The organism is Escherichia sp. WS547 (genome assembly GCF_046486065.1).
Classification (GTDB): domain Bacteria; phylum Pseudomonadota; class Gammaproteobacteria; order Enterobacterales; family Enterobacteriaceae; genus Escherichia; species Escherichia coli.
The window spans coordinates 53619-67492 of the sequence record NZ_JBJQMA010000019.1 but is presented as its reverse complement, the minus strand read 5'-3'; the positions used below and the strand labels follow the sequence as shown (position 1 = coordinate 67492).

The window sequence follows — 13874 nt, the reverse complement described above, 5'->3', positions numbered from 1 at the left end:
GTGATACAAGATCGATGACATAGCGTTGAAGAAAAGGATTTGATAATCCGCAAAATTTGCACAACACTGCCTGTAATACTTCCTGAACCAGAGACGATCATGACCGTAACCCGCCCACGCGCCGAACGCGGCGCATTTCCGCCCGGAACAGAACATTACGGACGTTCATTATTGGGCGCGCCGTTAATCTGGTTTCCTGCCCCTGCAGCCAGCCGCGAAAGTGGTTTGATTCTGGCTGGCACTCACGGTGATGAAAACTCTTCGGTCGTCACGCTCTCCTGTGCTCTGCGGACGTTGACACCTTCTTTGCGCCGTCATCATGTGGTGCTGTGTGTGAATCCTGACGGCTGCCAGTTGGGGTTACGGGCCAATGCTAATGGTGTGGATTTAAACAGAAACTTTCCGGCGGCGAATTGGAAGGAAGGTGAAACCGTTTATCGCTGGAACAGCGCCGCTGAAGAACGTGATGTCGTATTGCTGACAGGTGACAAACCTGGCTCTGAACCTGAAACCCAGGCGCTGTGCCAGCTTATACACCGCATTCAACCCGCCTGGGTGGTCTCATTCCACGATCCGCTGGCCTGTATTGAAGATCCCAGACACAGCGAATTAGGTGAATGGCTGGCCCAGGCGTTTGAATTGCCTCTGGTAACCAGCGTCGGTTATGAAACGCCTGGCTCTTTCGGCAGTTGGTGTGCGGATCTCAACCTGCATTGCATCACCGCAGAGTTTCCACCCATCTCCTCCGACGAAGCCAGCGAAAAATATCTCTTTGCGATGGCAAACTTGCTGCGCTGGCATCCTAAAGATGCAATTCGCCCGTTGTGAACTGAAGCGCCGGTTCCACATCTACCGCCAGCCAGGTCGGTCCGTCAAGATCGGCGAAACTGACCTGCGGCACCAGCGGTAAAGCGGCGCTAATGGCACGAGAGGTACACAACATGCAGCCCAGCATCAGACTGAAACCCTGTGCACGCGCTTCAGTCGCCAGCGCCAGCGCTTCCGTCAGACCGCCGGTTTTATCGAGCTTAATGTTAACCATCTCATAGCGCCCTTTCAGCGCCTTCAGATTGCTACGAGTATGACAACTTTCATCTGCACAAATCGGTAACGGATGAATAAAATTCTCCAACGCCGCATCGTCCTGCGCAGGAAGCGGTTGTTCAAGCATTGCAACGCCTAAATCCGCCAATAGCTGGCAACGCGCCGCCAACCCTTCTGCACGCCAGGATTCATTTGCATCAACGATCAGCGTCGCATCGGGCACAGCGGTGCGAATTGCCACCATCCGCTCACTGATAAGATGGTTATCCAGCTTCACTTTCAGTAATTTCGCGCCAGCCTGCCAGAGTGTTGATGCACTATTGGCCATCTGATCAGGCGTACCGATGACTACCGTCTGTGCAGTGATAACTGTCCCGGGAAGCGTTATGCCGATCAAATCAGCCAGCGATTCCTGCTGTTTTCGCGCCGCGAGATCCCACAATGCACAATCCAGCGCATTACGTGCTGCGCCGGCAGGGAGAATTTTTTGCAACTCCTCCCGTGTCAGCCCTTTCTCTAATTGCGGTACGACGCTCATAATTTGCGCCATTACCGAGGCATCACTTTCTCCATAACGCGGATACGGCGTGCATTCGCCGGTGCCTTTAATACCTTCTTCTTCCAGTTCAACCACCACCACGCGCGCTTCACTGCGACTTCCCCGAGCAATCACAAACGGGGTATGTAAGGGCCAGGCTTCCTCGAATACCTTAACGGTTCTCATCTTTACTCCTTGTTGTCGCGGTGGTCTGCGGATTAAGCGCAAATAGCGTTTGCTGTGTTATTGACAGTTAGCATAAACTAGGTGTGACGTTAACTATATGTAAACAGGAAAGATAATCATGTCACAAACCGTTCATTTCCAGGGCAACCCGGTTACAGTCGCCAATTCCATCCCGCAGGCGGGTAGCAAAGCGCAGACTTTTACTCTCGTGGCAAAAGATCTGTCTGACGTCACCCTCGGTCAGTTTGCGGGTAAACGCAAAGTGCTGAACATTTTCCCGAGTATTGATACCGGTGTTTGCGCCGCATCAGTACGTAAGTTTAACCAACTGGCAACCGAGATCGACAACACCGTTGTGCTGTGTATTTCTGCCGATCTGCCGTTCGCCCAGTCTCGTTTCTGCGGCGCAGAAGGTCTGAACAACGTTATCACCCTCTCCACTTTCCGTAACGCTGAATTCCTGCAAGCCTACGGTGTGGCAATTGCTGATGGCCCACTGAAAGGTCTGGCAGCGCGTGCCGTTGTGGTTATTGATGAAAATGACAATGTGATTTTCAGCCAACTGGTGGATGAAATCACCACCGAGCCGGATTACGAAGCAGCTCTGGCTGTACTGAAAGCATAAGTTAATATGCCTGATGGTGTTGCACCATCAGGCATATTCGCGCTTACTCTTCGTTCTTCTTCTGACTCAGACCATATTCCCGCAACTTATTGGCAATCGCGGTATGCGAAACGCCGAGACGTTTTGCCAGTTTGCGCGTGCTGGGATAATTGCGATAAAGCTGGGTTAATACCGAGCGTTCAAAACGGCTGGTGATTTCGTCCAGCGAACCTTCCATCGCATCTTCGCCCACGGCTACCGTTGCGGCGTCATAATCCGGCAACAAAATATCCTGAGGACGCAGCTCATAACCGTCCAGTTGTGTTAGTGCGCGATAAATAGCGTTCTTTAACTGCCGCACATTTCCCGGCCACGCATAACGCGTAAGTACAGTATTCAGGTCAGCGGCCAGTTTCGGACGCGGCACGCCCTGCTCGTCGGCAAAGCGGGCGACGAACAGCTCGGTTAAAGGCATGATGTCCTGCGGACAGTCACGTAGCGGCGGCAGATTGAGCGTCAACACGTTCAGACGATAATAGAGATCTTCACGGAACACGCCTTTTTGCACCAGTTCGACCAGATTCTTCTGCGTAGCGCAAATCACCCGCACATCGACATGCACCTCATGGTCTTCGCCAACCCGACGGAAAGTGCCATCATTAAGGAAACGCAGTAATTTCGCCTGCATCCGTGGTGACATCTCACCTATTTCATCCAGCAGTACCGAACCACCGTTCGCCTGCTCAAAGAACCCTTTCTTCCCTTCCGGAGCATGACCAAACAGTTCACTCTCGACCGCATCTTCCGGGATAGAAGCACAGTTCAGCGCCAGATAGGGTTTGCCCGCGCGTGGGCTTGCCTGATGACAGGCATACGCAAAGAGATCTTTTCCGGTGCCGGTATCACCGGTTATCAGCAATGGCGCGCTTAGCATCGCCAGTTTCTGCGCCTGTTCGACAACATGCTTCATTTTCGGGCTGACGGCGACAATTTGACTAAAGGCGCTGACGTCCTGGGCGGCGACATTTTGCAACTGACGACCCATACGAATCGTTGATCGCAACATCACCACCGCACCGGTCAGGACGTGTTGATCATTTTCATCCTGAAGATAAACAGGCGTAATCTCCATCAGGAAATTCTGCCCATTAATAACGACATGCTCGTTATGCGAATCCTGCGGTTCGCTTTCCAGCCAACGCAAAAAATTAAAGCCGTTAATCAATTGCGCGGCGGTATGGTTGCGCAGGCGATCCAATTTTTGCCCAAAAAGCTGACAGCTCGCCGGGTTCGCCATATCCACTTTGCTTTTCATATCGACAGAGAGCACAGGTTCAGGCAACGCTTCCAGTAACGCGCTCAACGCCAGATGCTCACGTTCAGAAGGCATCCACGGGACAGTACGGACATCGGTAACACCTGCAATACGGCGTATTTCGGCCATCAGACTGCTGAAACTCTCAAACTCCAGTTCAGCAAAATTGAGGTAGATTCGCCCAATGGGGTCAATCTCAATACCGCGTAAATCAATGCCTCTTAGCACGAGTAGATCGAGTAATTCGCGGGTCAGACCGAGTCGGTCTTCACAAAAGACTTCCAGACGCATGGGAACCTTCACCTGAAAAAAGAACAATTAATATGATGATATGACACTATTTGGATAGCAGGAAGGTTTCTGTCAACAATCATTGACACAAAGACGGAAAAACGGGCACTTCGGCGTAAAGATATCCGGTCAGCACCCGATATTGCATTATTTTTCGCTGGGCGTTTTGCCTTTTTGCAGCGTCTCTTTCACCTGACCGATAAGCTGACGACGGAAATCCCCGAGGCGAGGTTTGTCATCGTCAATCCACGGCAGAGGGCGGCAAAGCTCCATAGCTTTAATCCCCAGTCGTGCCGTCAGAAGTCCTGCACCAATCCCCTGAGCTGCCCGGGTAGACAAACGCGCAGCGAGATCTTGCGACATCCAGTCCATCCCCACTTCGCGCACCAGTTCGCTGGCTCCGGCGAAAGCGATATTCAGCAATACCAGCTTAAACAGGCGCAAACGGCTGTAATATCCCAGTTCAATGCCATACAGCGTGGCGATGCGATTGATCAAACGCAGATTGCGCCAGGCGATAAATGCCATATCCACCAGCGCCAGCGGGCTGACCGCAATCATCAACGTTGATTCCGCCGCCGAACGGCTGATTTCGCGCCGCGCCTGGGCATCTAAAACCGGCTGGACCAGATGAGCATACAGGCTGACCACTTCACGATCGTTTTGCGTTTCATGGATTGAGGCATACCAGCGTTGCAGTGCCGGATGCGACTGGTCGATGCCCGCCTGCTGCGCCAGTTTTTCGCAAAATGCGCGGCCTTTACCCGTACCGTGACTGTGCAACAAATCGCGCGCTTCGTCGCGTTCATGGGCGCGCTGTCGCAAGCGCCATAAGCGCCGCCACTCTGTTACCACAGAACCTACGCCAGCGCCGATAATCAATGCCCCAGCGGCACATCCACCCAGCGCTACCCAATCCTGAGTTTGCCAGGCGTTCATTGTCCACTGCACGCCCTGCCCGACAACGCTTGCGCCAAACAGAGCCAACCCGCCCATCACCATTTTGCGCCACAGGCTGCGTTTCGGACGTAACGCTGCGTCCATCACCGCTTCAACTTGCCCCTCTTCTTCCTGCGCTTCGTCGAGCGTGGCCGGGGCAAAATTTTGCGCCTGATTTTCGTCAAAGGTCTGCTGCGCCCTGAATTTTGGATTCTGATCGACCTCCAGTGGACCGTCGAAATCAATACGTGGTTTTAACGGTTCGGTCATCGCAATTTATCTCCTATTAAAAATTCCAGCGCAGCATCAAGACGAATATGCGGCAGCGGTTTGTCGACATCCATCACCTGCGGACGAAACGCCTCAAACTGGAAGCCTTGCTTATCCCAGAACGCCTGACCAGGCAAACGTGCGGGAACTTCGCCAGGATAAACAGTGAGCGGTGCGCCATCGCTGAGTCGATTACCGCGCAGCGCCGGGATTTTCTCACCGTTAACATCAATAATGCCGCTGGTGGTCGCCTGAACTGACGCCAGCCCCAGGCAATCCATGCTGATCCCTTCGAACGCCGCATTTTGCCAGGCATCCTGAATTAGTTGTTGCAGTAATGAAACCATATTGGCGTGCTGATCGATGGTCACATGGTCTGCTTTAGTAGCAGCAAACAATAGCTTATCGATAACCGGCGAAAACAAACGCCGGAACAGGGTTCGCTGCCCGTAGTGGAAACTTTGCATCAGCTGCGTCAGCGCCAGACGCATATCATTAAATGCCTGTGGCCCACTGTTGAGAGGCTGCAGGCAATCCACCAGCACAATCTGGCGGTCAAAGCGCAGAAAATGATTCTTATAGAACCCCTTCACCACTTTCTCGCAGTAATAATTAAACCGCTCGCGCAGCATTCCGGCATTGGTATGCTTATCGGCCTGCGCCAGTTTGGACTCGCCCCAGGCATCGACATCCGGCCACGGGAAGAATTGCAGCGCGGGTGCTCCTGCCATATCTCCCGGCAAGACAAAGCGCCCAGGCTGAATAAAGTGCAACCCCTGCTGTTTGCAGTGGTGGAGATACTCGGTCCAGGCGGCGGCAATGTCTGCCAGCCGGTTTTCGTCGGCAGGCGCTAGCGGGTCCAGCCCTTCGCACATCATTCGCCATTTCGCCGACCATTCGCCGCGCTGACCATTGAGTAAGCCCGTCATCTGGCGCGACCAGCTTAAATAGTCCTGCGCCAGCATCGGCAGGTCGAGCAACCATTCGCCGGGGTAATCCACAATTTCCAGATACAGCGTGGAGGTGTCCTTAAAGTGGCGTAGCAGCGAATCGTTCGATTTAAAACGTAACGCCAGGCGAATTTCACTGACGCCGCGCGTAGGCGTCGGCCAGGCGGGAGGATCGCCATATAACTGCGCCAACCCTTCATCATAGGTGAAGCGCGGAATGCCAAAGTCACGCTGGGGAATGCGTTTTACGCCCAGCAGGCGCTCTTCACGCACCGCACTTAAAAGCGGCAAACGTGCTCCGGCATGAATATTGAGCAACTGATTAACCATCGCGGTGATAAACGCTGTTTTGCCGCTGCGGCTAAGTCCGGTTACAGCGAGGCGCAGATGTCTGTCGACACCCCGATTCACCAGCGCATTAAGTTCATTTTTAAGTCGCTTCATTGCTGTCCTGTGCTGCTCTGAAGACCAGAAAAAAATCATTCGTAAGGATATGAATGTGGGGGCCAGGCCATTGATTATCAACTGCCCGTGTTGTCATCGACGGGCGAACTCCATAAGATGTGCAACATTCACGTTCGGACGGAGTTCCTGACCTATGTCCCCTACTATTTATGATATTGCCAGGGTTGCAGGCGTATCAAAATCCACCGTATCACGCGTGCTGAATAAGCAAACCAATATCTCCCCGGAAGCGCGCGAAAAAGTGTTACGGGCCATTGAAGAATTACAGTATCAACCAAACAAGCTGGCACGCGCGCTGACCTCTTCGGGTTTTGATGCCATTATGGTGATTTCTACCCGTTCGACCAAAACTACGGCGGGTAATCCGTTTTTCTCGGAAGTTTTACATGCCATCACCGCCAAAGCTGAAGAAGAAGGTTTCGACGTGATATTGCAGACGTCGCACAACCTGGCAGAAGACTTACAAAAATGCGAAAGCAAAATTAAGCAGAAAATGATTAAAGGCATTATTATGCTAAGTTCGCCAGCGGATGAGTCATTTTTTGCCCAACTCGATAAATATGATATTCCGGTGGTGGTAATTGGCAAAGTTGAAGGTCAATATGCCCATGTTTATTCTGTCGATACCGATAATTTTGGCGACAGCATTGCGTTGACCGATGCGTTAATTGAAAGTGGGCATCAAAATATTGCCTGCCTGCATGCTCCGCTTGATGTCCATGTTTCGGTTGACCGCGTTAATGGCTATAAGCAAAGTCTGGCTGCGCATAATATTGCAGTGCGTGATGAATGGATTGTTGACGGCGGTTATACCCATGAAACAGCCTTGCAAGCCGCACGGCAATTATTAAGCCAGTCGCCGTTGCCAGAAGCCGTATTTGCCACTGACAGCCTGAAATTAATGAGCATTTATCGTGCGGCAGCAGAGAAAAATATTGCTATTCCGCAGCAGTTAGCGGTGGTGGGTTATAGCAATGAAACGCTGTCATTTATTTTAACGCCTGCACCGGGCGGCATCGATGTTCCGACGCAGGAGTTAGGGCAACAAAGCTGCGAGTTATTATTCCGCTTAATTTCTGGAAAACCGTCACCACAGAATATTACCGTTGCCACGCATATGACGCTGAAATAAATACCAGCTACCTTGCCTGAATGCCGGATGCGATGCTAGCGCATCTTATCCGGCCTACATTTATAGATCGGATAAAGTACTCGCGCCGCATCCGGCAATTTAACCCATTATCAGAACGAGTAATTTACGCCGACACCTGCATAATGGAATTTATCGCTGTCGCCTTCGTCGTGATCCTGCCACTCAAACGCGTATTCCAGCGAAACGGAAAGACCATTCTGGAAATCATAACCGTAAAATAACCCCACACGGTTAAAATCATGGCCTTCACGTTCAATATCATCCTGCCAGTCCCAGTTACTCCAGCGATCCAGCCCAATGCGCGTATACGGCGTCACCGAGTGGTTGCCGAGCGTCAGCGGCAAATAGGCACGAATTTCTTGCGTGGAAAACTCACCGTTATTGCGGCTGTCGTCCATATTGAAGCCGCGCTCGAGATAATAGTTCACTCGCAAAGCAACCGTTTCGTTGAAGGTATATTGCAGACCTGTTTCCGTTTCGACTCGGGTATCAGCGTAACCGGTCGTGTTCAGATCGTTGGCAAATTTATACATCGATAACCAACCGTTGAAACGTAAATCGTCAGTCAGTTTCACATCCCAGTCTGGCGCGATTTTCCAGCGCTGCATATTCGCCGTGTCTTTACCCGGTTCATCAACGTAGTGATAACCATAATTACGAAAACCGCCGGTCAGGCCGAAACTGAAATCATCGCTTTCGAGGAACTGATAATGCACCTCCAGCTCCGGGCGATCAAACCATGTTCCACGTTTACCCGCGCTATAATCTACCGGCCCTTCCTGATAATAAGCCAGAGAAATTCTCCACGGCCCGTTGGCGGCATTAAAATAGACAGAAGGCTCCGCGAGCCCATCCATATCTTCGCCATAACCCTCGACGTTTTCTATTTCGTACATCGCGCCGATATTAAAGTGCCAGTCGTTCTTTTCCTCGGCCTGTGCGCAGGCCATTCCCGCATACATCACCAGTGCGGTACAGGGTAATAACTTTTTCATTATTGTTCCTTGTATTATCCTGGGGGAATGCCTTCCCCCTGTATTTAGCGAATTGCTATTTCCGTTTCTGCATCAAAGAAATGACATTTAGTCATATCAAAATGAATAGTGATATTTTCTCCTGCATGATAATCATTTAACGCACCAGCACGGACCACTAACTCGTGCCCCCCAACCGTGGTGTAGAGCATAAATTCCGCACCGGTTAATTCTGCCACGCTAATTTTGGCGGAAATGTTATTTTCCTCTTGCGCGTCCGGATGAATATCTTCCGGGCGTATTCCCATCACGATGGGCTTATGCAAACTTTCCTGTGTTTTCAGAACCGCTAATTTCTCTTCGGGAATGGTTAATTTAAGCGTTTCAGTAACGATTTTATCGCCATCGATCGTGCCGCGAATAAAATTCATCGCCGGTGATCCAATAAATCCGGCAACAAACATATTCGCGGGTTGGTTATAAACCGTTTTCGGCGCACCTACTTGCTGAACAATCCCATCCTTCATAATCACAATCCGCGTCGCCATGGTCATCGCTTCGGTCTGATCGTGGGTCACGTAGATCATGGTGGTGTTCAGTTTCTGATGCAGCTTGCTGATCTCTGCGCGCATTTGTACGCGCAGCTTGGCATCAAGGTTAGAGAGCGGTTCATCCATTAAAAACACGCCCGCTTCGCGCACAATCGCCCGCCCGAGCGCCACACGCTGGCGTTGCCCGCCAGAAAGCGCCCCCGGCTTGCGTTTCAGGTACTCACGCAGGCCGAGAATTTGCGCCGCCCAGTTCACCCGCTCATCAATCACCTCTTTGGCGATTTTTTGCATCTTCAGGCCAAACGCCATGTTGTCGTAGACCGTCATATGCGGATACAGCGCGTAGTTCTGGAACACCATCGCAATATTGCGCGCTTTGGCTGGAACGTCATTCATTCGTTTGCCGTCGATCAACAGATCGCCGCCGCTGATCTCCTCAAGCCCGGCAATCATGCGCAGGGTGGTCGATTTACCGCAGCCTGACGGACCGACAAAGACAATGAACTCTTTATCGGCAATTTCCAGGTTGAAGTCCTTCACCACATGCACCTGGTTATCGTAGATTTTTTGAATATGTTGTAACGAAAGCTGAGCCATGTTGATTCCTTTGCTATACGTTTTGCCAGAAGGCCGATAACCGCGGCCAGGTCAGGGAGTCCGTTGAGGGCAACAATAATTGCGCCCCGGTTAAGCCCGCGCCGATCCCCACCGAGCGCATACCGCTGGCGTTAATGGCGTCAATGCCCGCCTGCGCATCTTCAATACCGATACATGCCTGCGGCGGCACGCCCAGTCCGGCACAGGCGGCGAGAAAGATTTCCGGGTCCGGTTTCGAGTTTTTAAGTTGGGAAGCGTCCGCGCAGAAGGTGAAAAACTCGCGCAGCTCCAGCGCTGCTAAAATCGTCGGCGCATTCAGGGAGACAGAAGCCAGCCCTATAGGGATCTGCTGTGCGCAGAGATCTGTCAGCAAAGAGCGAATGCCGGGCAGCACAGCATTAACCGTCAGTTCGCGCAGTGAGTGGACGTAGAGCAGATTTTTGCGATACGCCAGTTGCGCCCTTTCCTGCGGGTTAAAGTCGCCCTCTTTGCCCCCGTGTTGCAGAATGCGTCGCAGAGACTCATCGCGGCTGATCCCTTTTAGGGATTCGTTAAACTGCGCATCAATGCTGATGCCAATTTCAGCGGCAATCTGCTGCCACGCCTTGAAATGCAGATGCGCGGTATCGGTGATTACACCATCCAGATCGAAAATTACCCCTTGCAGTTTCATTCATCCTCCTGATGCGTGGTAGCGGTCCCATTGAAGGGCAAAATAAAATCACCCAAACAGAAAACAGATTCTTCAGCCACAGATATAAGCTGCCCGTTCAAACGCAGTGAAACGGGCGCAGAAGTTCGAATCGCAATACGCTGCGCGTCGAGAGTGACCTGTAATTCGCAGCCCTGCCAGAACAGAGGGAAAGACAACTGTTGCCACTGCACAGGTAACGCCGGATTCAAATTTAATTCACCGTCACGCACGCTCACCCCGGCAAAACCCTGAATCGCCCCCAGCCAGATAGCGCCAGTTGCGGCAGCATGGATACCGTCGTCGCAGCTATGCGGGTCAGCACCGAGATCGATTTCAGTCCCCTCCCGCCAGAACTGATAACTTTGCGCCAACAGGCCACAGCGTGCGGCAACAATGCCGTGGATCGCTTTACTCAGTGAAGAGTCGTGAATGGTGCGCGGTTCATAAAATTGCAGATTGGCAAGACACGATGCCGCTGAGTACTGCTCCGGCAGCATGTAATTGAGCATCACCACATCAGCTTGTTTGAGGATCTGCATCTCGTTCACTTCTGCGCGTGAATAATCCAGCAGAATGGTTTGCTTCCCCGCCGCCGCTTTGTATTTCGCCAGATTAATCGCTGGTTTCGCCATAAACGAATCATCCTGCGGCAAAACGCCGTCGGGCTGAATTTCTGGCAGCCGCAGTTCTTTAAGGAACATTTCGGCGCGATGGATAAACGCATCGTCGCTACAGCCAAATTGACGAGCGATGTTCAGCGCCTGCTGGACGTTGTAATACGCCATATAGCTGGTGAAGGCGTTATTATTGACATGTTCGGTATATTCGTCTGGCCCAATAACATCATGAATTTCCAGACGGTCGTTAACCCTCACCGTGCGGCTAATCCAGAACTTTGCAGTTTCCAGAAGTAGCGCCATGCCTTCATGAGCAATGAAACTTTCATCCCCCGTGGTCTGCCAGTATTGAACAACCGCCCAGGCGATATCGGCGACCAGATGATGTTCCGCCTGCGCCGAGGCCACTTTTTGCCGCAGCCCGGTGCGAATGTTAATGGCGGCAAATTCCGGCGTCTCTTCTTCGCCGCTGCGCGCGCTTTCCCACGGAAATAGCGCGCCCTGCCAGCCGTTGCGTCGCGCTTTCTCCTGCGCGCCTGGCAAGTTGTGCCAGCGATAACGCAGTAAACTTCGGGCAACCGTCGGATCGCTAAACAGATGAAACGGTAGCAAAAATACTTCTGTATCCCAGAAAACGTGGCCTTTGTAGCCTTCCCCGGTCAAACCTTTTGCCGCAATACTGCTGCGCTCGTCGTGAGCAGGCGTCATGATGCGCAGATGATAAAGCGCATAATCTAACGCCTGCTGATTGTGCTCATCGTTACTCTTTACCGTGATACGACGTTTCTGCCACCATTGACGCCAGTTTTCTGTGGATGCTGCAAGAAGTTGGTCGTAACTCTGCTGTACACACATTTCAAGCTGACGAAGCGATGCACTGCCCCACTCGTCTAAAGCGACGTGTCTGTCGTCCCGCCAGTCGAACCACACCAGTTTTTGCAGCGTCAGCGTTTCGCCTGCGTGAAGTTGCGCACTGGTATGTTGCAGCAAGCGGCGCTCTTTGGCGGTATAGCATTGCTGCACATCACCGCTCACCTTACAGCAACAGCTGATGGCCACATCACTGCGTCCATCCTGAGTGGTATAGATCCCCTGCATCAAATGCTGACCAAACACCCGCACCTGGGTTTCGTCGAGATGTTGTCGTCCGTGGTTGGTTTGCGTGGCGTCAATGCCTGTTGAAATCAGCACTGACGCGTCAGCGTCCAGCGGAGTAATAGTGATTTCCAGCGCAATCAGCGGCAGTTGGTCTGCCGAAACAAAGCGACGGCTGACGATTGTGTAACGCGCGCCGTTACTGGTACACCAGACAACGTTGCGGCGTAATTCGCCACTGGCAAAGTCAAGCTCACGCTGCCATGTTTCGCGGGATAACGCAAAAACCTCACCATTTATGGCAATCTCCATCCCCACGACATCAGGCAGGTTCACCAGTTCGTTGATTTCACCCTTACCCGCCCGATGATACAGCCCCGCCAGATACATCCCACGGGTCTGGCGCGTGTAATCTTCTTCATGGCTGGCGCGAAGCCCAAGATAGCCGTTCCCCTGCGCCATCAGTGAAGCATATTTGTTCAGTGTATGCTGGCTGAAATGGGGTTCTGATAACGTTACTGGCCTGGTCATAATTCCACACGCGTCCCTGTTTCTGCGGATTGATACAACGCCGCCACCAGTTGCTGGATGATGTACCCCTGCTCGGCGTCGGCTATCATCACGGGCTTGCCCTGTACGTGATTGATAAAGGCTTCCATACTGCGCAAATGGCGGTTGTCGTCTGCCATTTCCCGTTGCATCAGCGTCATTAACTCACCGTTGTTATCGGTATAGATATGCGCCGGAAACAGCGTCGCCCCTGCTTTATCGCCACAAAAGCTGACGTTCATAATCGACTGTTCGCGGATGTTGAGTGCAAATGACGTTTCCAGCCACAGAATGCCGCCGTTATGAAATTCAATGGTGCCAAACAGCGAATCTTCGACGCTGTAAGTTGCCGGGTCCCACTCGCCAAATTGACCGCAGCTCTTTTGCGTGCCGATCTTTTGAAAGCTATGCGCAGTCACGCTTTTCACCGCTGGAAAACCCAGCACATACATCGCCGCATCCAGCATATGAATGCCGATGTCGATCAGCGGGCCACCGCCCTGCAATTCTTTATTGGTAAAGACACCCCAGCCGGGAACACCGCAACGACGCAGGGCGCGGGCGGTGGTAACGTAAATCTCTCCCAAAACGCCGTTGGTCACCTGTTCACGCAGCTGTTGCGTATCGAGCGCAAAACGATGGTGAAAGTCGTAGGCCAGCACCTTGCCCTGTTTGCGCGCGGTATCGCACATTTCCCGCGCCTGTTCTGGCGTCATGGCGGGCGGTTTTTCGCACATCACATGGCAGCCCGCTTCCAGCGCCATCAGGGTATGTTCGTAATGAAAACGGTTAGGTGAGCAGACGCTAACCACATCAGGTTTCACCGCCAGCAGCATGGCCTGCGGATCGTCCCACACGGATGCATTCCCGTATTTTTCTGCCAGCGCCTGCGCCTGGGAAAGGCGGCTGTCACAGACAGCCACCAGTTCCAGATCGTTGCGGGTGCAGTAGTACGAAGCATGAACCTTATCCGCCACCTGGCCCGCGCCTATGATCGCGACCCGCAGCGGAGAGCTTGTCATTGCACTTTTCACAAAGACCT

General features: G+C 52.4%; 12 protein-coding genes. 3 read left to right on the top strand and 9 right to left on the bottom strand.

The genetic code is table 11. The features are described 5' to 3' along the window. Positions 1-99: 99 nt before the first annotated feature. A complete protein-coding gene (gene mpaA, locus ACJHWK_RS16845) occupies positions 100-828 on the top strand; it encodes a murein tripeptide amidase MpaA (RefSeq protein ID WP_000219121.1) in 729 nt (242 codons plus the stop codon). Here mpaA and ycjG read toward each other — a convergent pair. Next, the gene (ycjG, locus tag ACJHWK_RS16840; protein WP_001366252.1) at positions 803-1768 is read right to left on the bottom strand and encodes an L-Ala-D/L-Glu epimerase; all 966 of its coding nucleotides are present in this window, start codon (positions 1766-1768) and stop codon (positions 803-805) included. The genes mpaA and ycjG overlap by 26 nt on opposite strands. A 118-nt stretch (positions 1769-1886) precedes the next feature. On the opposite strand from ycjG, the gene tpx reads away from it, so the two are divergent. Beyond that, entirely contained in the window at positions 1887-2393 is a 507-nt protein-coding gene (gene tpx / locus ACJHWK_RS16835) for a thiol peroxidase (protein ID WP_000084387.1), read from the top strand. 43 nt (positions 2394-2436) lie between these two features. Here tpx and tyrR read toward each other — a convergent pair whose 3' ends face one another. The 3 genes from tyrR to ACJHWK_RS16820 form a co-directional block, all read right to left on the bottom strand. Continuing rightward, a complete protein-coding gene (tyrR, locus tag ACJHWK_RS16830; protein ID WP_001306544.1) occupies positions 2437-3978 on the bottom strand; it encodes a transcriptional regulator TyrR in 1542 nt (513 codons plus the stop codon). Between the two features lie 147 nt (positions 3979-4125). Then, a complete protein-coding gene (locus ACJHWK_RS16825) occupies positions 4126-5187 on the bottom strand; it encodes a YcjF family protein (protein ID WP_000138728.1) in 1062 nt (353 codons plus the stop codon). Then, on the bottom strand, positions 5184-6581 hold the full coding sequence (locus ACJHWK_RS16820) for a YcjX family protein (RefSeq protein WP_000825768.1): 1398 nt from the start codon (positions 6579-6581) through the stop codon (positions 5184-5186). Before ACJHWK_RS16820 ends, ACJHWK_RS16825 begins: the two co-directional genes overlap by 4 nt. A 154-nt stretch (positions 6582-6735) precedes the next feature. Between ACJHWK_RS16820 and ACJHWK_RS16815 the strand changes: the two genes are divergently transcribed. Further along, on the top strand, positions 6736-7734 hold the full coding sequence (locus ACJHWK_RS16815; protein WP_000075360.1) for a LacI family DNA-binding transcriptional regulator: 999 nt from the start codon (positions 6736-6738) through the stop codon (positions 7732-7734). Between the two features lie 110 nt (positions 7735-7844). On the opposite strand, the gene ompG is transcribed toward ACJHWK_RS16815, so the two are convergent. From ompG to ACJHWK_RS16790, 5 genes are read right to left on the bottom strand one after another with little or no spacing between them, the layout of a single operon-like run. After that, positions 7845-8750 (bottom strand): monomeric porin OmpG, encoded by a 906-nt coding sequence (gene ompG, locus ACJHWK_RS16810; RefSeq protein ID WP_248889910.1) that lies wholly within the window; start codon positions 8748-8750, stop codon positions 7845-7847. A gap of 44 nt (positions 8751-8794) precedes the next feature. After that, complete coding sequence (locus ACJHWK_RS16805; protein ID WP_170886128.1) at positions 8795-9877, bottom strand: ABC transporter ATP-binding protein; 1083 nt, start codon at positions 9875-9877, stop codon at positions 8795-8797. 13 nt (positions 9878-9890) lie between these two features. Continuing rightward, entirely contained in the window at positions 9891-10550 is a 660-nt protein-coding gene (gene pgmB / locus ACJHWK_RS16800; RefSeq protein ID WP_001523149.1) for a beta-phosphoglucomutase, read from the bottom strand. Then, entirely contained in the window at positions 10547-12814 is a 2268-nt protein-coding gene (gene ycjT / locus ACJHWK_RS16795) for a kojibiose phosphorylase (RefSeq protein WP_087901802.1), read from the bottom strand. Before ycjT ends, pgmB begins: the two co-directional genes overlap by 4 nt. After that, the gene (locus ACJHWK_RS16790; RefSeq protein WP_000833579.1) at positions 12811-13866 is read right to left on the bottom strand and encodes a Gfo/Idh/MocA family protein; all 1056 of its coding nucleotides are present in this window, start codon (positions 13864-13866) and stop codon (positions 12811-12813) included. The genes ycjT and ACJHWK_RS16790 overlap by 4 nt, the downstream gene beginning before the upstream one ends. Positions 13867-13874: the final 8 nt, after the last annotated feature.

Bases quoted from the DNA above. Each gene is read 5' to 3' on its own strand.
- mpaA (WP_000219121.1), top strand. From the start codon at position 100: ATGACCGTAACCCGCCCACGCGCCGAACGCGGCGCATTTCCGCCCGGA.
- ycjG (WP_001366252.1), bottom strand. From the start codon at position 1,768: ATGAGAACCGTTAAGGTATTCGAGGAAGCCTGGCCCTTACATACCCCG.
- pgmB (WP_001523149.1), bottom strand. From the start codon at position 10,550: ATGAAACTGCAAGGGGTAATTTTCGATCTGGATGGTGTAATCACCGAT.
- tyrR (WP_001306544.1), bottom strand. From the start codon at position 3,978: ATGCGTCTGGAAGTCTTTTGTGAAGACCGACTCGGTCTGACCCGCGAA.
- tpx (WP_000084387.1), top strand. From the start codon at position 1,887: ATGTCACAAACCGTTCATTTCCAGGGCAACCCGGTTACAGTCGCCAAT.
- ACJHWK_RS16820 (WP_000825768.1), bottom strand. From the start codon at position 6,581: ATGAAGCGACTTAAAAATGAACTTAATGCGCTGGTGAATCGGGGTGTC.
- ycjT (WP_087901802.1), bottom strand. From the start codon at position 12,814: ATGACCAGGCCAGTAACGTTATCAGAACCCCATTTCAGCCAGCATACA.
- ompG (WP_248889910.1), bottom strand. From the start codon at position 8,750: ATGAAAAAGTTATTACCCTGTACCGCACTGGTGATGTATGCGGGAATG.
- ACJHWK_RS16815 (WP_000075360.1), top strand. From the start codon at position 6,736: ATGTCCCCTACTATTTATGATATTGCCAGGGTTGCAGGCGTATCAAAA.
- ACJHWK_RS16825 (WP_000138728.1), bottom strand. From the start codon at position 5,187: ATGACCGAACCGTTAAAACCACGTATTGATTTCGACGGTCCACTGGAG.
- ACJHWK_RS16805 (WP_170886128.1), bottom strand. From the start codon at position 9,877: ATGGCTCAGCTTTCGTTACAACATATTCAAAAAATCTACGATAACCAG.